Genomic DNA, 21,293 nt, shown 5'->3' on the forward strand with positions numbered 1-21,293 from the left:
CTGCATGGATGTAGGTAAGGGCCGTGAGCAGGACGCGGAAGCTTTGCTCGATATTCGCTTAGATTACTAGGCCACACATCGAGCGCCGCGATAAAAGCACGCTCAAACAGAACAAAAATAGAACAGCAAAGATCAACAGACCCTATTATTCCCTGCTTGTTCGATAACATGCAACTAATCAATAAATTAGCGATTAAAAATATCCTTATAGGAATTAAGGTTTCTGTATTTGATTATTTACATTTTTGCTATAGAACAATGCAAAACATCGTTATAAACAGCTACTGTTAAGCACGCACTTTCCCTACTCCCCCTAAGCTTACTGGCTTTGGTTTTAAGTATCTAAAGTGCTTAGAATAATTTTGGCTGTTATAAAGTGTAATATTTTTCTAATCATTTTTTACGACAAACATTTTCATTACGTTTCAACTTAACGTAAAATCTCGGAAAAAATTTCTTTATATTTTACTCTGTTAGCCAGTTGGAGCCCCCTATGAAACTAAACGCTGTCAGAACCCTTGTATGTGCAGCCCTTGCAACATCAGGTTTTTCGGCCTATTCACAATGCCACAGCCCGATTTATGGTATTGCCAGTGATGCAGGCCAAGGTGTTATTCATAAGCTAGATGAATACACAGGTCAAAGCCTGTCAAACTCAATCGCACTTTATGATTCTGCCGCAATCGCACTCGATAAAGCGTCACAGCGTTTATATTATGTTTCAGTTCCACAAAATAATGGCCACAGTTACCTTGCATATTATGATATTAACTCGGGTTCACATCATCAGGTTGGTAAAACTAAATTCACTTACCGCTTGGTAAGCGATCCGAGCCAAAATTTACTGTGGGCCGCACACGACGATACCTTATTTACCATAGATCCAACGACAGGCTATGTCGCAATTTATGGAGAGCTTACAGGCTTTCGCAATGAACAAGATAAAAACTGGGGTGATTTAACCTTTATTGGCGACGACTTATATTTAGTCAGTAAAAACAGTTTGTATCGCGTTGATACAACAGCGTTAACCGTTGAGATTGTTAACCAGCATAACCTAGCATTAGCGACAGGGGCCGCTAAAAACCAGGTAGGCGAACTAATTTTTTCACGTCAGGATAATTTAGGTGGCTCTGAATTTTTCGCTTACGACATGGGTAAATCATCACTCAGCTATTTATCAACCAGTACTCACCGTTTTACCGATTTAGCATCGGCTAACTGTGGCAGCGATGGTTCAGACCATTCTGGTGGTGAAGACAGCTACTATAAAATCAGTGCAATTTACAGCCTAGATAAAAGTCCTGAAGAAGGTGATGAAGCGCACATCCGCGTGAAATTCAACAAAATCCTCGATGATGACAAAGATTTAAACTTAAAATTAAGCAGCGGTACCGCACAAAAAGGGCAAGATTTTAATACCACAGCGTTTATTTCATTTAACCGTGGCGAAAGCTATCCGTATTTAGTGGATTTAGCGAGCCCACAAAAGATCTCAGTACCGCCAGGTGGTCGTCATATCGATATTTTGCTTGATTTAAATGATGACGGCAAAGATGAAGATACAGAATACTTCACACTCGAAGCATGGCACAGAGATACACTGTCGGATCGCCTAACACTTAATCAAGATATTCTCGACCCATCAAGTAACCAAGGTGATCTTCGCGTCAACGCAGTTTATTCACGTCATACTGATGACCTTGTTGAAGAAGGCCGCACCATTAAATTCCGTTTGAAGTTCAATAAAGATTTAGTACTGCCAACTTTACTAAACCTTGAGCTTGATGCACTTTCGGCAACGCTGGGCGATGACTTTTCAGCTAACGCGAATATTTCATTCGACCGCAGTGAAACCTTTGTACAAAACGTTGACTTATCGTCGCGCAAAGAAATTTTGGTACCACCAGGTGGTCGCTATGTTGATATCCAATTTGAATCTTTTGAAGATGATATTGACGAAGGTTTTGAGGCATTAAAGCTTAATGCATGGCACCGTGCTGACCAATCTGATCATGAATTTGAAATTATCCGCATTCATGACGAAGACGCAGATCTTGATTTAGCAAAAGACGCGGTGCACTCGGTTTTTGCGCTCGATAGTAATGTAGAAGAAGGTGAATTTGTAACCTTTAGAGTTCAGTTTAATCAACCACTTAATGATGATGCAAAACTGCGTTTGCGTTTAAATGATGGCGCAGCAACCGCGCAACGAGATTACAATCCAAATGCAGAAATCTCGCTTGATGGCGGCATTACGTGGCCTATGGAATACGATTTATCATCAAAACAACGCCCTCTTATTCCTGAAGGCACTGAATATGTAGATGTTCGCGTGCATACTTTGCGCGACGATGAAGTAGAGAACAGCGAAGATTTCAATCTAGCTGCCTACTTAATTAGCGGTGGCACGGATACACAAACAACAACAGTTACCATTTCAGATCGCACCGAAAATAGCGATGACTTCCCTGAAGTAAGTAGCATTACGGCAACGCATTTAAAGTATCTGAAGGTAACTCAGCACTATTCAATGTGTGCCTAGACGGTACCACTACACAAACACAAGACTATTATTTAGAAGTAAACCCTGACACTGCGGTGCTTGCCGACATTGACCCAGTTGCATATATCAGCTTCGATCAAGGTATCACATTTAACACTCAAATTGACCTATCGAATACTGCGACAGTTGCAGTACCACAAGGATTGCGTTGTTTTGATGTAAAAGTGACAACTGCTAACGACACTCTTGACGAACAACAAGAACAGCTAGTACTTGCAGCTTGGGGTAAAGACGACGGTATCGACCGTAAAGCACAGGCGCTTATCATCGAAAATGAAGTTCAGCACACTGCACCAGAAGTAGCTGGCATTTTCCTTGATACAAAACAAGTAATCGAGGGTGAACCACACCTATTTACAGTGGTATTAGCGGAAGCTACCAGTGCACCTGCTGTTTATAAGCTGGCGTTGAAAGATGACTCTGCAATACAAAATAAAGACTATGCTACCGAGGTAAATTACAGTACTGATAACGGTAGCACGTGGACAACCACAACGATTACCAATGAGTTGGAAATCACAATTCCAGAGGGAATTAATCAGTTTAAGGTTAAGGTTGCAACATTAGCAGACGAAGAAGCTGAAGACACCGAAACATATAACTTCAGCGTGAATGAAGACACTATTGCAGCGCAAATTCTGGATAACCCAAATTCTATACCGGCACGCTTAATCGAAAATGCACCGCGAGAGTATGAAGTTTCTGAAGGCAACTATGCAGTATTTGAATTAAGTTTAGATAAACAAGTAGTCACGACACAAAACGTGTTTGTAGAACTAAAGTCAGACGATGCGACAGCAAATGACGACTTTGATCCTCAAGCTGAATTCTCATTTGACGATGGCGCTTTCTGGCAGACAATCGACCTTAGCGCAGCGAATTCATTCTTGCTTGAAAAAGATACGCAAGATTTCCTTGTTCGCGTATCGATTATTAAAGATCAACAGGCAGACGAAGAAATTGAAACCCTGCAATTACATGCATGGACTCAGCAAGAGCAACTCGATTTAATTGAAGCGCCAGTATTACTTATTGATGCGACGCCTAAAAATGCGGTAATTGATTTTATCAGCACTGATAAAAACCCAATGATGGAAGGTGAAGAAGTCACTTTCAATGTTGTGTTTGACCGTAAGTTGGAGAAATCGCAATCACTCAGCTTCAATGTGATTGGTTTAAATGATACCACTAATGACGACTTCTTAAATTCAGGATACGTTTCACTTGATAACGGCGTTACATGGCAAGAAATGTCGCTGGTTGACAATAAATCGGTTAACGTACCAGCTGAAATTCAAAATGTATTAATTAAAGTAACATCTTTAGTTGATGATAGCGTTGAAGAAAATGAAGCTTATGAGCTATCGGCATGGTTTGAAGAAACCAGCAAACACGCAAAAGCAGTATCAGTAACAGACGGCACAGCACCAAAACCACAAGTGATGTCGGTTATTGCGATGCCAGATCCTGTGTCAGAAGGTGCTACGACCACATTTGAGGTTACGTTAGATAGCAAAGTAGAACGCGAAATTAGCTTCCCGTTCCAGTTAGTTGACGGTAATGCGCTTGCACAAGAAGACTACGATACAACCGTAGAGGTCAGCTTTGACTTAGGTCAGAGCTGGCAAACCGTTTTACTTGCTTCAACACAAGATATTACGTTACCTGAAAACACAGATACTGTACTTGTAAAAGTAGCAACACTCACGAATGACGAATTTGAGCAGTCTGAAAGCTTTGCGTTAGTGGTGGATAACGTGGTTGGCAATGTATTTATTAATGACGATGACAATGCTGAGCCAATCGCAAACCCAGATACCCTTGAAATCAACGAAGATGAGTTCGCTGAATCAATTGCGGTTATCGCAAACGACGAAGATCCAAACTTCGATCCGCTGGTTATTTTAGGTACGCCGACATCATTACACGGCGTAGTGACTGTAAACGACGACAACAGTATCAACTATCAACCAAAAGCTGATTACAATGGTAAAGATATTATCATTTATAGCATTAGCGATGGTCGTGGTGGCGTAGCAACAAGCCAAGTTACCGTTGAAATTGCGGCTGTAAATGATGAACCACGTCAAACAGAACGCACGCTTACAACAAAAGAAGATGTTGAGATTACCAATATTAACTTGCTAGAAGGCGTAACTGATCCAGAAGGTGAAGCACTTTCAATTATTGGCAACCCAGTTGCAACAAACGGCCAGTTAATTGATGCCGGTAACGGACAGTTTACTTACAAACCAAATGAAAATTACTTTGGTGACGATGAAATCCTTTTCGTGGTAAGTGATGGTGAAACCGAATTAAACGCAAAGATTGCCGTTACAGTGACACCAGTTAATGATCTACCTACCGCAGAGATTGCTTCGCTAACGGTTGCAGAAGACAGCGAAAACGAGATTGTTGATACCAGCCCTTATACCGCTGATGTCGATGGTGATACCTTAACGGTAACGAATGCCACAGCTAACCACGGTGAAGTAAGCGTTAACCCAGATGGCACACTAAGCTATTCGCCAAAAGAAAATTATGCTGGTAGCGATCAGATTAGCTACACGGTAGTCGATGGTAATGGTGGTTCGGTAGTCGGTATTATCAATGTACTGGTAACAGGTGAAACGGATGCACCAAACGCAAATAACGATGAAGCACAAACCGATGAAGACCAGAAAATCGATGTGATTGATGTGCTAGCAAACGATAGTGATCCTGACAACGATACATTAACAGTAACTCAAGCTGAGTCTGATCACGGTGTTGTTACTATCAACGCTAATGGCACGCTAAGTTACCAGCCAAACGACAACTTCTTCGGTAAAGATACTATTCGCTACACCATTAACGATGGTGAATTAAGTGACAGTGCAGTGGTTATTGTTACGGTAAATGCGGTAAACGACGACCCAACAACAACTGAAAAAGTCATTGAAGTTGATGAAGACTCAAAAAATAATGTCGTTGATTTAACTCAACATATTTCAGATGTTGATGAAGATCCTGCAAAAGCAGTTTCGGCTACTGCGTTAAACGGTAGCGTAGAAGTAAAATCAGACGGTAGCTTGCGTTATACACCAAACCTAAATTACTACGGTGACGATACCATCACTTACCAAGTTGAAGATGGTAAAGGTGGCACAGCAGAAGGTGTTGTAAAAGTAACCGTAAAACCACTTGATGATGCGCCAATTACGCGTAGTGATTACCTTTCAATCAATGAAGATGAATCAGTTACTGGCTTTGATGCACTAAAAAATGATGAAGACCCAGACGGTCAATCAATTTCATTGGTCTCTGCAACAACTGCAAAAGGCAAAGTAACGGTTAATGGTAATCTTATTAATTACAAACCAGATGCTGATTTTTATGGCGAAGTCGGCATTGAGTACACCATCACTGATGGCGAAAATCAATCGACTGGCTACATTACAATTGATGTAATGCCTGTTAACGATGCGCCTACAATGCAACCAGTATCAGTTGCCGTTGATGAAAACTCAAAAAATAACGCGATTAATATTCTCGATAAAATTGAAGATAAAGATGGTGACAACGCTAAACCGGTTTCAGTATCAACTGATGACGGTATCGTTTCAGTAGATGGCAATGGCATTATTTACTTTACGCCAACCAAAGACTTTGTTGGCACTGCGAAAATTGATGTCACATTGTCAGATGGTAACGGTGGTTCAGTAACAGGCTCCATTACTGTGGTAGTAAACTCGGTAAATCAACCACCGGTGGCTGTAGATGATGGCATTCAAGCATTCCAAGACACGCCACTTTACAATGTTGATGTACTTTGGAACGACTCAGATCTTAACGGTGATGATTTAACGCTGATTTCTGCGGTTGCTAATCACGGTACCGTGGTAATTGATAGCAACCAAAACCTGACCTACACACCAGATGTTGGCTTCCATGGTCAAGATTGGATTACATACACCATCAAAGATCCTGAAGGTTTAACTGACAGTGCTTTAGTAGATGTACGTGTTAAACAAAACAACGCACCGTCAGCAAATAACGATGTTGCAACAATTGATCAAGATACGTCGCTAACACGCTTCAATGTACTTGCAAACGATAGCGACCAAGACTCCGATGCCCTTAGCGTTACAAACGCTGTTGCAAACGTTGGCGTAGCACAGGTAAACAGTGATAACACCATTACCTTTACCCCACCTGCAAACTGGGTTGGTAAAGCACGTATTACTTACACTGTGAGCGATGGTAAAACAAATGGTACAGCACAAGCGGTACTTGAAGTGACAGTACTTTCGACTAACCAAGCACCGGTTGCGAACCCAGATTCAGCATCGGTAACGCAAGGTGAGCGTTTATCGTCAATTAATGTACTCGGTAACGACAACGACCCTGATGGCGATACTCTAACCGTAACCAGTGTTAGCGCCAGCCACGGTAGTGCAACAATTAACAGTAACGGTACAGTGCGTTATCAAGCACCTGAAAATTACGAGGGTCTAGTAGTCGTTACATACGGTATTAGTGATGGCAAAGGTGGCACCGCTTCAAGCCAAGTGAATATCAATGTAACTAAAGCATTAGCCCAATGTATTACAGAATCTGGCAATGGTTTAACTTTTGCACCAGGTACCCGTATTGCATTCGCCCACAAACGTAGTGCCGATTATCAACAAGCGTATAAAGTGCTTTCTAATGGCAGCGCTATAACGTCGTGGATTCAGCCAAGCAACACCAGTAGCTGGGTAGAACAGGCAACATTAACCGGTGGTAACACCTTCTCTATTTCTTACCAATTTAAAGAAAATAACCGTACTTGGAAGTATGGTAGCTGTAAGACTATTTTAGGTAGCAATAACACAGGTTACATAAACTGTGACGATACCGGTGGTGATGGCGACTATAATGATACGCAGCTTCGCTTCCGTATCACCAATGCAAATGGTGTGTGTAAATAACACTCGTTAAGTCAACTTGTTAAAGGCCTGCAATTGCAGGCCTTTTTATTGCCGAAAACTATTCCATCTTGGGTTAATAGTTTGTAAACTCTAACACATCTGACCAGTTAAACAGGCAATACCTATGCAAACACGCATTACCGAACTTTTTGGCATTGAACACCCTATCGTATTACCCGGCATGAGCTGGATTTCAACACCAGAGTTAGTCGCGGCCGTATGTAATGCTGGCGGATTAGGTATTTTGGCGTCAGGTCCACTTAGCCAACAACAAACTCGAGATGCAATTGCAACAATTCGCTCGCTTACCGATAAGCCATTTGGCATTGGCATTACGTTAATGATGCCTGGCGCGAAGCAAAACGCCAAAATCGCACTCGAGCTACAAGTACCTGTGATTAACTTTTCACTTGGTAAAGGTGATTGGCTTGTCGAAGGCGCTAAGCAATATGGCGGTAAAGTAATCGCCACAGTGGTGACAGAAAAACACGCCCTTGCCGCACAAAAATCAGGGGTCGACGCACTGTTAGTGACCGGACATGAAGCCGCCGCTCATGGCGGTGAAGTTACATCGCTATGTTTAGTACCCAATATTGTCGATATTGTGGATATTCCTGTAATCGCCGCAGGTGGTTTTGCCGACAGTCGAGGTTTAGTGGCAGCTCTCGCCCTTGGCGCAGACGCTGTCGCAATGGGCTCTCGTTTTGCAACCAGCCTTGAGAGCCCGGTGCACCAAAATGTTAAAAATGCGGTGATAGAAAAGCGTGTCGCAGATACTATTTATTCCAAGAATTTTGATGGTCTTTATGCGCGCGTAATGAAAACACCCGCAGCACAAAAAGCCACTAAAAAGCCAATGAACTTTTTAATCGCCACCATTAAGTCATTTAAAGCAGCAAAAATGGTCGATATGCCGTTGTGGAAACTGCTTGTCGGCTTAATAGCCCAGTTTGATAAAATAAAAATGTTGTCATTATTTGGTGCCGCTACCGAAAAACTTGAAGCTGCAACCATCGATGGCGATTTAGAAAACGGTGTGCAATTTATCGGTCAATCGCAAGGGGTTATTCATGAGGTTAAGTCGGTACAGACAATCATCAATGATGTTGTTTCAGGGGCCGAAACGCGTATTCAAACACTTGCTAATAAACAAGTTTAATGTGTTAACCCCAATTAATTAGTCAATAAAAAGCCCCGATATTTTGGGGCTTTTTATTACCTAAAACACACTTTATTGGGTGCGATATTTTTCAAACCACGCCATTATATTGCCAACTTTCTGGATCAAGTTACTTGGCCTTGCCGCAATACCATGACTTGCTTTGGGGATACGTACCATTGCCGAATCCACTTTACGCAGTTGTAATGCTTGATAATACTGCTCAGTTTCACTCATCGGCGTACGCACATCTTCTTCGCCAGTTAATAACATTGTTGGTGTCGTAACATTGCCCACCAGCGAGAGTGGCGAACGTGCCCATAAATGTTCAACATGATCCCATGGCATGCCTGGCATCCAATATTTTGTAAAATACGAGTAACCATCAGCGGTCAGAGCAAAGCTCAACCAGTTAATCACAGGCTTTGCCACCACAGCGGCCTTAAAGCGGTCAGTTTTACCCACAATCCAAGCAGTTAAAACACCACCACCAGAGCCACCCGTTACAAACAAGTTATTACTATCAACATACGGTTTCGCAACCATGCCATCAACAACATCCATTAAATCGTTGTAATCTTGCGAAGGGTAATTGTGGTGGATAAGATTCGCGAAATCTTCACCATAAGACGTACTGCCGCGCGGATTCGCCCACACAACAACATAGCCTTTTGCAGCCATTAACTGCACTTCGGTACTAAAATTTGGACCATAAGCCGTATGTGGGCCTCCGTGAATTTCTAAAATCAGCGGATACTTTTTATTTTTATCAAAATTAGGTGGCAGCGCATACCAAGCTTGAATATCACGACCATCAACCGTTGATTTAACGGTGATTTCACCCATTTCAGCGGTTGTTTTATGGGCGAGTAAATCTTCATTTAAAGAGGTGACTTTACGCGTTTTTCCCTTTTTAACCATCGCAAGATCGGCAGGTCGATTGGCATTGGCTAGTGTCACAACCAGTTCATTCGTATCTACTACCGCAAATTCACCCGAAGTATACGGACGCCCTAAAGACTGACCGCCCAGTTTGGCAATTTTTTCTGTGATTTTTCCTTTCAGGTTTACATAGCCTACGTATTTTTGGCCAAAATCGTCGTAGCTAAAGTAAAGGCCACGGCCTTTTGTATCCCACTTAGGATTGCCTATTGGTCTATCAAGTTTCGCAGTTAAATTTTCAACATCAGAACCGTCATTGTTCATGATAAAAATGTCGTTATTTTGGCTCGATAGTTTTTTATCATCAAAACGTAAATACGCGATCTTTTTACCATTTGGCGACATCACTGGCGCAGCATCAGGGCCTTCGCGCTTGGTCACATTAGTGGTTTCGCCCGTAGCAACATTAATTTGATAAATGTCTGACTCACGTGGTCTGTCTTGCCAATCAGGGTGACGATCGCCACTGATAAATATCTGCTCACCATTTGGGCTCCACGCGATATTACCGCCATGGTGAAAATCGCCTGAAGTAATTTGACGAGGCGTGCCGCCCTCTGCTGGCACAATATAAATATGGCGATAGCCATGGGGTAAAAATCCACGTCCGTCGCTACGATAACTCATTTGATCAATATACTTTGCAGTACCGGCCCAATTAGCCCCTTTTGGTTTTTTCGGCATTTCGCTAAAAATACCTTTCGCCTCTTCTGGTTTAAACATAGAAAACGCGATCCATTGACCATTTGGTGACCAACTTATACTACTTACGCCATGTTCCACATTCGTTACGCGAGCCGTGTCGCCACTTTGCAACCAACGCACATAAAGTTGATTGTCGCCCTCTTCATTAGAAATATACGCCAGCTTTTTTCCATCCGGAGAAAAACGCGCCATGCGATACTGAGCCTTACCTGAAAGTAGCGGCGTGTGGGCATTGCTGCTGAGATTATACTGCCACAAGTTGATGCGTGTACTGTCACTCATAATGTCCATGCTACGACGCTCATAAACAATATTGTCACCACTTGGGCTAACTTGAGGTGATGCTGCATATTCAATGTTAAACACATCTTCATATTGCCAAGTTGCATTATCACTGGCAATTGCCGGGCCTGCGCTCAAACTGACTAAACCTGCTAATAGCGTCGTTTTTATTATTTTACTCATAAAAAAGGGTCCATTTTTATTGGTTGCTTAGGCAATGTAGCAACTCAATTCATTTTTGCAAGATGCCTAAGATAGATTGCATATTGACGGGTTTAAACGCGCTTAATAATTTAACATCATGTTATTAAAGTAGATTTATGCTATGCTTAATAGCGATAACTAAAGCAGAAAAGGAGTGCTCAATATCGACAGAGACGTAAAACTCAGTCAAGATGAAAGCTTATCAATTAAGTTAAGCTATTTATTGCTTCCCAAAGAAACGCAGCGCCTCGACCTGTATTTTTCTTTGCCCGTAGAAATGGGCATCAACACCAGCACCTTAAACGAAGAAGACTATTTTCACGCCCATGTGAAAAGCCACAGCGCCTATTATTCTGAGCAATTACATTTACCTTTAGTGCGCAGCCGTTTTATTAGTCAGTCAAAAGGTGAAAAATCCGACTATCGCTTGAATTTAAATCTGTACTCATACCAAATTCGCTTGGCACTTGAGGCTGATATTAAACACACGTTAAACATTAAGGATGCCGAGGTGTTTTACCCGGCAGCCACTGAATTGGTTGAACAAGCAGGCGTGCTATTGAAGAAATTACGCCGCTATACACCACCAGATAAAAAACTAAAATCTTATTTCGACAACGCCGATAACTACTTAAGTTGGCACTGTGAACAAATGTTTTTAAAGCTGTTGTCAAAAGGTCCAAAAAGCAGTGAGTTTGCAATAGCGCGTGATACATTGCGTGATTTTTGTCGCAGTGAAAGTGCCTACCGCGAAGAGCGTGAGTACAATTCTAAACAAACCTTAGAGGACCCCAATCGCATCACCAACAAAATGCGCTTACTGCAAAGGCTAATCGAATATGGTGTGGTGTTTAGTAAAGAAACCAAAAACCTTAACTTAAACCTGCAGCGTTTGGTACGCGGCACCGTCACAGCGGTTATGATGGCGTTTGTGATGTTTTTAGTTCTTAATGCGCGTTCAAATTTCCAAGAAGTTACATTAGCGCTGATTGCCATGTTGGGGGTTATTTATGGCCTACGTGAAACATTTAAAGAAGATTTAACCCGCGTAATTTGGCGCAAAATAAGGCAAGGGCGCCCCAAATGGCGACATATATTTAAAAGCAGTGCAGATAATAAAACCATTCATACCCAAACTGTCTGGCTTGAGCATATTCGTCGAAAAGCACTACCCGATGATGTCGAGAATTTATTTAAAAAACGACGTCAACAGAACAAGCAAGCGGCACACTTAATTCATTATCGCTGTGATAGTAAAGTGATTGCTAAAGCGTTTTTACCGGGCTATGAAGAAATTCAGCAGCAAGTGTTTTTTAACTTAACCCCATTTGTCAGATACTTAAAAAAAGGTGCAGGCAAGCTCTACAGTTTGGATGGCAGCAAAGTATCGGGTCAATCGGTAGAAAGGCGTTATCAAATAAACTTAGTGGTTACCTATTCGGCCAATGGTACAAAAACAGCTAAACGCTACAAAATTACCTTAAACCGCTCTGCGATTGTAGGCATTGAAGCAATGCCTGATTAGGGCTCGCTGATAACTAAGCCAAAGCGTAATTTAAACGAGAGCAAAGCAATCGTTTGTGTTAGTTAAAGGCATATTGGTAACTTAACACCAGTTGCCTGCCTTTTCCTGGCACCGCGCCATCCCAAACTCGCGGATCAAAAATGCTATAGTCTTTATCAAATAGGTTTTCACCTGTTAGTGAGAGCGTATGCCGCTCAAAACTACGCGCTAATTTTATGTTTACTAACGTGTAACTCGGTTGATAATAGCGAAATTCATCACTGCGCTCAGCTTCAATTTTATCACGCCATAAGGCATTAATATGAATATCGATAAAGTTGGTTGGATAGCTCAACTGTAGATTAGCAAAACGCTTAAAGCTTTGATTAATTGGCTCGTCAAATAACTGCGTGTAGTTAGCGGTTATTTGTAACTTTTGATAGAGCTTTTTAGCGGATAATTCCACCCCAGACATATTCTCATTAACACTGTTTTCAAAGGTAAAAAAGCTGGTTCCTGCGGTTGGTACTAAATTAATAAAGTCCCTTAATTGATTGTTAAATAGCACAGCTTCAAGCGACGTACTTTTGCCATTATAAAGCCACGCCAGTTCAGTTGTTTTAACGTATTCAGACGTTAAGTTAGGGTTACCTTTGGTAACACTGTCGCTTGAGTAAAGCTCATTATTAACCGGAGTTCTAAATGATTCGCCGTATTGGAGCTTAATAGTTTGGTTATCAAATGCATGCCAAATCGCTGAAAAACGGGGGGATAATTTACTATCTAGGTCTTTAATGTCATCGTATCGCGCACCAATAAAAAACAACCAGCTTGGATTTAACTGCCACTTTAATTGGCTGTATGCGCCATAAAAATCATGCGAAGCGCGTAGCGCTGCAAATTCAGGAATGTTCTTAATCCGTTGTAACTCGCCTAAATAAAACGCATCGTTTGGAATTATTAACTGACTATCAAAATCATAAAAGTTGGTTGTAACACCCGCTTGATATTGGCTGGCATGACGGTATTCAAAACCTGAGTTTAATTGCTTATCGCTTGATAACTTGTAGTTATGGGTAAACTTTAACTTGCTCCACTGCGTTCGCCAGTTTGGCCCAGTGAGAAAATCATTACTTACAATACCCGCTTCTGTTGGTAACACCATGCCAGAAGAATCAATTTGAAAATTAGCGTAGCTTGCCAGCGCGTCAATTTCATGATGATCATTTTGCCATATTTGATGCTGCAAACTAATACTGGCAGACTGACTGGTATGTACATTTTGTTTACTAAAACCACCGAGGTTTATAAACTCATCCAGTTGATTTTCAATAAAATGAAAACGCAATTCGCTATTTTGGTAGTCCAATTGTGCGTTTACAAATACATGCTTCAAAGGGTCGTTAACCGTTAATTGCTCCCCTACGTGGTATGATTGCCCATCACTGTGTTGTAACGACACATTCGCACTGAAGCTCATTTGCTCCTGTGTATTTGCGTAACTGCCACTGAGCGCTTTATAACCGTGGTCGCCAATCGCAACTTCAAACCTTTTATGTGCTTTTTTAGTAATAAAATTAACCACACCTAAAAACGCATTGCTGCCGTAAAGGGCCGAACCAGGGCCACGAATAATTTCAACTTTTTCAAGTACAGACGCCGCAATATAGGGAGTGTAAACCGTGGCTTTACCAAACGATGTTTCGTTTAAACGCACACCATCAAGTAAAATTAACAAATAGCCATTGTCTAACCTTACCCCTCTGGCATGCTCTTTTGGCACAGCACCAACCCAATCTCCACGAGCCATTTGCATACCAGGTACATAATTCAATACATCAAACGCATTGTTTACACCTAAGGCTGTGAGCTGCTTTTCATCAAACACCGTAATAGTAGAGGGAACCGTTGCTTTTGTTTCCAGTGTATTACTGGCAATAGTGACTTCAATTTCACTCAGCTGATACAAATCGAGCGCGAAGAGATCGGAATTTGTTGCACAAAAAGCATGTTCAGACACACTTAGCATAAGCGCAAACGGCAGCAGTGTTACACAACGAAAAGGCAATATTGGCATTATTATTAGTGTATGATACTTACAAAATATATATTTTAAGAATAGTAAAAAGTGCCGCAACAGCAAGTGGTTAAAGAAAAATATGAACGATACAATCAGTAAAAACCTGCCTAATATGCCCGTGTTTCAGGCTGTGGTATGCCATGTAATGACACAAACTCAAACGGCATTTCCCAACAAAATAGACATTTCATGCTCTACGTTAGCGCACATGTTAATTAATCAAGGTGGCTTTAATTGCGATTCGCCGCTCGATTTAGCAATAGAAATTAGCGCGGCTATTGATTGGCTAGAAAAAGCCGGACTTATTTGGTTTGGAGGCCATGAGCTTAATGATTATTTTGACGTAACGTTATCAAAACATGCATTAGCAAAATTACTGTCTGACATAAATGGCAGCAACTTGGCCGCACAACTTGCGAAAGCCACCACAAGCGAACAACAACTTGCTGTAGTAAAGCAACTCATTGCTTAACACTAAAATAAGGGTAACTTACCGTGATTAAAGGTTAGTTACTCTGCTTACCCATCTCAAAAAAACTTCCCACTACTCTTTTTTATTATGCCAATTCTGTTAAGTATGAGACCAAGAGTAGCGCTGAATAACTGAAATGATAACAAGACGGAATTTTTCTTATGTACTTATTCTACATTGATAAATTCTAACGCAGTTAGCATGATGTTTAGTCCGCTAGAATGATCAGCTACTTAAGTGAATTGGTATTGTTAGCTTAATACCCTATCCATCCACGTAAACTGCAATAACCAAACTGCTTCTTTTTTAGAGCCGTTTCTTAATTTAACGCCAGCTAAAAATTGCCCCGCATATATCGGAACATCAATTTACTTACAGCAGAAATAATTTTAATTGTAATAATATGACAACAAAATAAATTATTTTTAAATAATTTCAAAAACGAAATTAAACAAATAAATTCAGCAACTTAAAACTTAACACCATTTCAAAAACGTACATAAACACAAACATAAACGCCCCCTTAGATTTGAAATATTAGTTAGAGTTCATTAGAATTTATTTTTATTGAACGATCAATTAATAAAAATATGCCTAAAGTTGGATACGAACCCATACGTCGTCAACAGCTGATTGACGCCACATTAAACTCAGTTGCAGAGCTCGGATTAAAAGCGACAACGATTAATACCATTAGCAAACGTGCTGGATTGTCCTCGGGCATTATCAGTCACTACTTTGGTAGTAAGAATGGGTTAATTGAAGCGACCGTGCGTTACTTACTAACCAGTTTAAAATCCAGCTTAATCTCAAAAATCGACGAAAACATAAGTCAGCAACAACGTCTTATGTTAATCGTCGAAGCAAATTTTTCAGTTGTACAAAAGCAGGCTCATGTCACCAAAACGTGGCTGAGTTTTTGGGCAGAATCAATGCATGACGAACAATTACACCGCTTGCAAGCTGTTAACGCAAAACGTCTGTACAGCAATTTACTGTATTCGTTCAAAACGTTATTGCCTTATGAACAAGCATTACAAGCTGCAACTCTTAGTGCAGCGATGATCGACGGCCTTTGGTTACGTGCCGTATTAACCAAAGCAAACGAAGCCGAATTTAGCAATGCAGAATTGCTTGCTAAAAACTACGTAAACTCTCTAATTCCCGTGTATCAGGATTAATTATGTCTCTTCCTAAATTGCTCAACTTTATTCATGGCGAACTGCTTGAAAACAAATCAGGTCAGTCGTTTGATGTTATCAATCCCGCTACAAACGAGGTTATTTACCAAACTGAAATCGCAGACGATTTTATTAAAGAGCAAGCCATTGAAAGTGCCAAGCAAGGTTTTGCCACTTGGTCAGCAATGAGCGCTGTTGAACGTAGCCGAATTTTATTAAAAGCGGTTGCCCTATTGCGTGATCGCAACGACGATTTGGCAAAAATTGAAGTACTGGATACAGGTAAGCCAATTCAAGAAGCCGACTGTGTGGATATTGAAACAGGTGCCGATGTTATTGAGTATTTTGCAGGTCTTGCCCCAACACAACTAGGTTCGCAGCAAACGGTTGGTAATGACTTTTTCTATACGCGAAAAGAACCTTTAGGCATTTGCGCTGGTATTGGTGCGTGGAACTATCCACTTCAAATTGCCTGTTGGAAGTCGGGCCCGGCACTTGCGGCAGGTAATGTTTTAATTTTCAAACCATCTGAAGAAACACCTCGCGGCGCGGTTGAACTTGCCAAAATATTTATTAAAGCTGGCATGCCAGCAGGTGTGTTCAACGTGGTACATGGCGCAGGCGAAGTTGGTCAATGGTTAACAACACACTCAGATATTGAAAAAGTCTCGTTCACTGGCGAAGTGGGCACAGGCCAAAAAGTGATGCAAAGTGCCGCTAGTAACTTAAAAGAAGTGACCATGGAACTGGGCGGTAAATCGCCGCTAATCGTGTTCGATGATGCCGAAATCACCGAAGCGGTAAGCGCTGCAATGCTTGGTAACTTCTATACCCAAGGTGAAGTGTGTACCAACTGTACTCGTGTTTATGTTCAAAGAAATGTTTACGATGAGTTTATCGAAGAGTTAAAAAAACGCACTGAAAATAACATTGTAATGGGCGATCCACTCGATCCAAATGTTAATTTAGGCGCGCTAATTTCGAAAAAACACTTAGCCTTAGTTTTAAACTATATCGAGCTTGGTAAACAGCAAGGTGCCACGGTTTTAACTGGGGGTTATCAGGCAACGCCTAAATCTGCACCTAACGGTAACTTCGTTGCACCAACTATTTTTGTTGATTGTAGTGACGACATGACCATAGTCAAAGAAGAAATTTTTGGCCCAGTGATGTGTGTATTACCGTTTGACGATGAAGATGACGTGATTAAACGCGCTAATAACACAGAACTTGGTTTAGCCGCGGGTGTCTTTAGTCAAAACATTAAACGCGCTCACCGCGTGATTCATCAATTAAATGCCGGTATTTGTTGGATAAACAGCTATGGCAATTCGCCTGCTGAAATGCCCGTTGGCGGATACAAGCGCTCGGGTATCGGCCGCGAAAATGGTGTTGAAACACTAAATAGCTACACCCAAACCAAATCAATTTATGTTGGCATGAGCCAAATTGAAAGCCCATTTTAGCGAGTAATTTTATGCAGTACGATTATATTATTGTCGGCGCAGGCTCAGCTGGGTGTGTGCTCGCCAACCGTTTATCTGAAAATCCTGAACATTCGGTACTTTTACTGGAAACCGGTGGTTCAGATAAAAGTATTTTTATTCAAATGCCAACGGCGTTATCAATTCCAATGAATGGCGATAAATACGCATGGCAATTTCATACTGAAAAAGAGCCGTATCTTAATAATCGCAGTATGCACTGCCCGCGCGGCAAGGTATTAGGCGGTTCTTCGTCAATTAATGGCATGGTGTACGTACGTGGTCATGCAAAAGATTTTGACGAATGGGCCGAACACGGCGCCGAAAACTGGGATTACCAAGCGTGTTTACCTTACTTCAAAAAAGCCGAAAGCTGGTATTTAGGTGAAGATAATTATCGCGGCGGCGACGGTGAACTTGGCGTTAATAACGGTAATGAGATGGCTAACCCTTTGTACCACGCGTTTATCGAAGCGGGTAAACAAGCAGGTTATGACCATACCCACGACTACAACGGTGAAAACCAGGAAGGTTTTGGCCCAATGCATATGACCGTTAAAAACGGCATTCGCTGCTCAGCAAGTCGCGCTTATTTAGATCCAATAAAGCACCGCAAAAATTTAACTATAGTAACCAATGCACTGGTAACTAAAGTGCGTTTGGAAGGCAAAAAAGCAACGGGTGTGAACTACACCATTAAAGGGAAAGCGCATCGTGCCATTGCTAATAAAGAGGTTATTTTAAGCGCGGGGCCGATTGGCTCACCCCATATTTTGCAATTATCGGGCATTGGACCACGCGACGTGCTTGAACAAGCCGGCGTAAAAGTGCAGCACGAGTTACCGGGTGTCGGTCAAAACTTACAAGATCATCTAGAGTTTTATTTTCAGTACAAATGTAAAAAGCAAATTACGTTAAATGGCAAGCTAGGGCTGATTTCAAAAGGTTTAATTGGTGCACAATGGTTGTTTGCAAAATCAGGTCTTGGAGTTACTAACCACTTTGAATCCTGTGCATTTATTCGCTCAAAAGCGGGCGTTGAATGGCCTGATATTCAATATCACTTTTTACCTGCGGCAATTCGTTACGATGGTAAATCGGCATTTGATGGCCATGGTTTTCAGGTACATGTGGGCCACAATAAACCGAAAAGCCGTGGTGCAGTGACAATTCAATCCTCTGATCCGAGTATTGCACCAAAGATTCAGTTTAATTACTTGCAGCACCCCGACGATATTGAAGGGTTCCGCGCTTGCGTGCGTTTAACTCGCGAAATTATCGCACAGCCTGCGTTTGATGATTACCGCGACGGTGAAATTCAACCTGGCGAACAAATTCAAACTGATGAAGAAATTGATGCCTTTGTGCGTGATGCCGTTGAAAGTGCTTATCACCCAAGTTGCTCATGCAAAATGGGTGAAGACGATATGGCGGTAGTAAATTCAAATACGCAAGTGCATGGAATAAGTAATTTACGCGTGGTGGACTCTTCAATTTTCCCAACCATACCGAATGGCAATTTAAATGCGCCAACCATTATGGTTGCAGAAAAGGCGGCTGACATCATTTTGGCAAAGCCAGCGCTTAACTCAACTGCAGTGCCTGTTGGCATTAAGCCAGATTGGCAGCAGCAACAGCGCTAAAAATTGGTAGTAGCGATGAAAGCATCACAATTTTCATCGTTATTTTCAACAAATAGCAACTCGCTATTGATTAACTATGACAACAACAAATAGGAAAACTATGGACTATTTTTACTTATACTGGGAGGGTGACAATGACCTTATGGCTTAGTGCTGGCATTTTGTTCACCTTACTTTCAATCGCCTTTATTTTATATAAATGGGGCAATATGCAAGTAGTGGGTGTGACCCCAGTTAAAACATTTACCTTTATTGCAATTCTGTTTACATCTGGCCTCGACGTTGGCCTTATCATGTTTCCGCTAACCGAGTTTGCCGGTTATGCAGACATAAAAGCAAGCCCAGAATATGGCTTCACAAACCCACTCGCGATTGAGTTTGGTTTTTGGGGATTCTTAATTTGGGGTTTCTACTTTTTGACCTGTTTTTATTTCTGTGTAATTGAACCTAAAGTGAAATTTTTCGAAATTCCACTGGTAAAATTGGTTAACAACGTAGTGATTATCGGCACATGTGCGTTTACTGCCTTTTTGTTACTGAGTAACTTGCCATGGTACCTACCTGCGGTAGGTGATGGCGAATCAATTGTGCCAACATTTTACTTAATTGTATTTGCTGCAATTTGTTTTGCTGCTTATTCAAGTACCAGTATTCGCTATGTACGCTTTTTAAGTATTACAACAACCTGGGTATTTATCGCGTTAATTGTTGCTATGTGGGCAGGCGCCTTTGTATTTGGCGACAGCGAAATGAGTGCCTATACAAATAACTTAGCACTCATTGGCGACTACTTTGCGAATATTCACCATTTTGTATTGCCGCTTAACGACTACCATGAATTCTATTTATTCTGGTGGTTTGCGTGGAGCATTATGATAGGTCAATTCACCTCTCGTTTTGTTGGTGGACTTAAAACTTACCAAGTACTCGCAGCGATGTTAATTTTCCCATCAATTCCAATTGCTGCTTGGTTTGCCGTGCTGTATCACTACCATGATGCTGGTATTGCAACCGATGGTCTGGTGAACTTTGCCATGGTATTTGTCGGTATTGTGTTTGTGATCAATTCACTAGACTCACTGATCCGCTTGTACACAGATAACCTTAACCTTACCGTCGCCCGTTTAGGTAAGCGCAATTATCTGTTGCTAAATATTGTTGCACTTTCACTTTTAACACTATTATTTAAACTGAACTTTCTACAAATCCAATGGGTTGGTGCCATTGTTATTGCGATTTTCTTTGCTGGTTTTGGTTTTATTTTGGTTAATAAATTCAAAACTGTTAAGACGATTCATAGTTCACCAAAAGAAAACGCAATTGATTTTAATAAAATAGAGACAATAAGCTAATCATATGAAAAATTTAATTAAATTATCATTAATCCCGGTTGCAGTAATGACAAGCGTGGCGCATGCCGATTGGAGTACAACAGTAACTGGGGCATCTGACTATACCTTTAACGGTGTTAGCCAAACCATGAACGACCCTGCGCTACAGGTTAGTCTCGACAAATCATTTGAAAATGGCTTTTACGCGGGTAGTTGGGCATCAAATGTCGATTTTGGTGATGACACTAACATTGAGTGGGATTTTTACGCTGGTCACTATATCAGCCTTAACGATGCGTTAAGCCTTGATTATGGTATCGCGTATTACACCTACCACGGCGCAAGCTATTCAGATGATGGTAACTACCCTGAAGCTTACGCAAAATTTGGCTATTCATCAGCCTTAGGTAATACCGAATTTAACTTCTGGTACAGCTGGGATTACTTTGGCACAGGTGCAGGCCACACTATTGCGATGCTAGCGCATTCTTATGAAATCGCGCCAAATCATACGCTACGTGCAAGTTTTGATGTATCAAACTCACTTGATGGCGATAAGTGGTTATGGGATGGTAATAATTCGTCATACCATCACTATCGATTAGCCTATCAAACCAGCTTTAAAGGGTTTAACCTAGAGCTTGCAGCAGAGAATACAAACCTTGATTGGGATACCGCAGATGAGCGCTTAGTGTTCTCTATTTCAAGAACATTTTCGCTGTAACCTGCAATATTTAAACGCATAAAAGTAAAAAGGCGCACATTGCGCCTTTTCTTTTACCTAAATT

12 protein-coding genes are annotated in these 21,293 nt (G+C 41.4%); 10 read left to right on the forward strand and 2 right to left on the reverse strand.

Annotated features, from left to right (window positions below; genetic code table 11):
• The first annotated feature begins 493 nt into the window (after positions 1–493).
• The 3 genes from C2M30_RS12985 to C2M30_RS12995 all read left to right on the forward strand — a co-directional run bounded on the left by C2M30_RS12985 (position 494) and on the right by C2M30_RS12995 (position 8,677).
• Positions 494–2,545 carry a Calx-beta domain-containing protein gene (locus C2M30_RS12985; RefSeq protein ID WP_105171921.1) on the forward strand — a complete coding sequence of 684 codons (2,052 nt, stop codon included), beginning with the start codon at positions 494–496 and terminating at the stop codon, positions 2,543–2,545.
• On the forward strand, positions 2,536–7,518 hold the full coding sequence (locus tag C2M30_RS12990) for an Ig-like domain-containing protein (protein ID WP_105171922.1): 4,983 nt from the start codon (positions 2,536–2,538) through the stop codon (positions 7,516–7,518). Before C2M30_RS12985 ends, C2M30_RS12990 begins: the two co-directional genes overlap by 10 nt.
• 124 nt (positions 7,519–7,642) lie before the next feature.
• Entirely contained in the window at positions 7,643–8,677 is a 1,035-nt protein-coding gene (locus C2M30_RS12995; RefSeq protein ID WP_105171923.1) for an NAD(P)H-dependent flavin oxidoreductase, read from the forward strand.
• Between the two features lie 72 nt (positions 8,678–8,749).
• Here C2M30_RS12995 and C2M30_RS13000 read toward each other — a convergent pair whose 3' ends face one another.
• Entirely contained in the window at positions 8,750–10,789 is a 2,040-nt protein-coding gene (locus C2M30_RS13000; RefSeq protein WP_105171924.1) for a S9 family peptidase, read from the reverse strand.
• Between the two features lie 175 nt (positions 10,790–10,964).
• On the opposite strand from C2M30_RS13000, the gene C2M30_RS13005 reads away from it, so the two are divergent.
• Positions 10,965–12,335, forward strand: a complete 1,371-nt coding sequence (locus C2M30_RS13005) for a hypothetical protein (protein ID WP_105171925.1) — start codon at positions 10,965–10,967, stop codon at positions 12,333–12,335.
• A gap of 58 nt (positions 12,336–12,393) precedes the next feature.
• Here the strand turns inward: C2M30_RS13005 and C2M30_RS13010 are convergent, their stop codons facing one another.
• Positions 12,394–14,334, reverse strand: coding sequence for a TonB-dependent receptor plug domain-containing protein (locus tag C2M30_RS13010; protein WP_158683425.1), 1,941 nt, complete (start codon positions 14,332–14,334; stop codon positions 12,394–12,396).
• A gap of 139 nt (positions 14,335–14,473) precedes the next feature.
• Here C2M30_RS13010 and C2M30_RS13015 point away from each other — a divergent pair, with 139 nt between their 5' ends.
• The 6 genes from C2M30_RS13015 to C2M30_RS13040 all read left to right on the forward strand — a co-directional run bounded on the left by C2M30_RS13015 (position 14,474) and on the right by C2M30_RS13040 (position 21,229).
• Positions 14,474–14,866: a hypothetical protein gene (locus tag C2M30_RS13015; protein WP_105171927.1), complete on the forward strand. Its 393-nt coding sequence runs from the start codon at positions 14,474–14,476 to the stop codon at positions 14,864–14,866.
• A gap of 590 nt (positions 14,867–15,456) precedes the next feature.
• Positions 15,457–16,047: a transcriptional regulator BetI gene (betI, locus tag C2M30_RS13020; RefSeq protein ID WP_105171928.1), complete on the forward strand. Its 591-nt coding sequence runs from the start codon at positions 15,457–15,459 to the stop codon at positions 16,045–16,047.
• Positions 16,048–16,049: 2 nt separating this feature from the next.
• The gene (betB, locus tag C2M30_RS13025; RefSeq protein ID WP_105171929.1) at positions 16,050–17,513 is read left to right on the forward strand and encodes a betaine-aldehyde dehydrogenase; all 1,464 of its coding nucleotides are present in this window, start codon (positions 16,050–16,052) and stop codon (positions 17,511–17,513) included.
• A gap of 11 nt (positions 17,514–17,524) precedes the next feature.
• Positions 17,525–19,174, forward strand: coding sequence for a choline dehydrogenase (gene betA / locus C2M30_RS13030; protein ID WP_105171930.1), 1,650 nt, complete (start codon positions 17,525–17,527; stop codon positions 19,172–19,174).
• A 134-nt stretch (positions 19,175–19,308) separates the two neighbouring features.
• The gene (locus tag C2M30_RS13035; protein ID WP_105171931.1) at positions 19,309–20,526 is read left to right on the forward strand and encodes a choline transporter; all 1,218 of its coding nucleotides are present in this window, start codon (positions 19,309–19,311) and stop codon (positions 20,524–20,526) included.
• A gap of 4 nt (positions 20,527–20,530) precedes the next feature.
• Entirely contained in the window at positions 20,531–21,229 is a 699-nt protein-coding gene (locus C2M30_RS13040; RefSeq protein ID WP_105171932.1) for a TorF family putative porin, read from the forward strand.
• Positions 21,230–21,293: the final 64 nt, after the last annotated feature.

Source organism: Pseudoalteromonas sp. T1lg24 (assembly GCF_002964745.1).
Taxonomy (GTDB): Bacteria; Pseudomonadota; Gammaproteobacteria; order Enterobacterales; family Alteromonadaceae; genus Pseudoalteromonas; species Pseudoalteromonas spongiae.

Bases quoted from the DNA above. Each gene is read 5' to 3' on its own strand.
- betB (WP_105171929.1), top strand. From the start codon at position 16,050: ATGTCTCTTCCTAAATTGCTCAACTTTATTCATGGCGAACTGCTTGAA.
- C2M30_RS13000 (WP_105171924.1), bottom strand. From the start codon at position 10,789: ATGAGTAAAATAATAAAAACGACGCTATTAGCAGGTTTAGTCAGTTTG.
- C2M30_RS12985 (WP_105171921.1), top strand. From the start codon at position 494: ATGAAACTAAACGCTGTCAGAACCCTTGTATGTGCAGCCCTTGCAACA.
- C2M30_RS13040 (WP_105171932.1), top strand. From the start codon at position 20,531: ATGAAAAATTTAATTAAATTATCATTAATCCCGGTTGCAGTAATGACA.
- C2M30_RS13035 (WP_105171931.1), top strand. From the start codon at position 19,309: ATGACCTTATGGCTTAGTGCTGGCATTTTGTTCACCTTACTTTCAATC.
- C2M30_RS13015 (WP_105171927.1), top strand. From the start codon at position 14,474: ATGAACGATACAATCAGTAAAAACCTGCCTAATATGCCCGTGTTTCAG.
- betI (WP_105171928.1), top strand. From the start codon at position 15,457: ATGCCTAAAGTTGGATACGAACCCATACGTCGTCAACAGCTGATTGAC.
- C2M30_RS12995 (WP_105171923.1), top strand. From the start codon at position 7,643: ATGCAAACACGCATTACCGAACTTTTTGGCATTGAACACCCTATCGTA.
- betA (WP_105171930.1), top strand. From the start codon at position 17,525: ATGCAGTACGATTATATTATTGTCGGCGCAGGCTCAGCTGGGTGTGTG.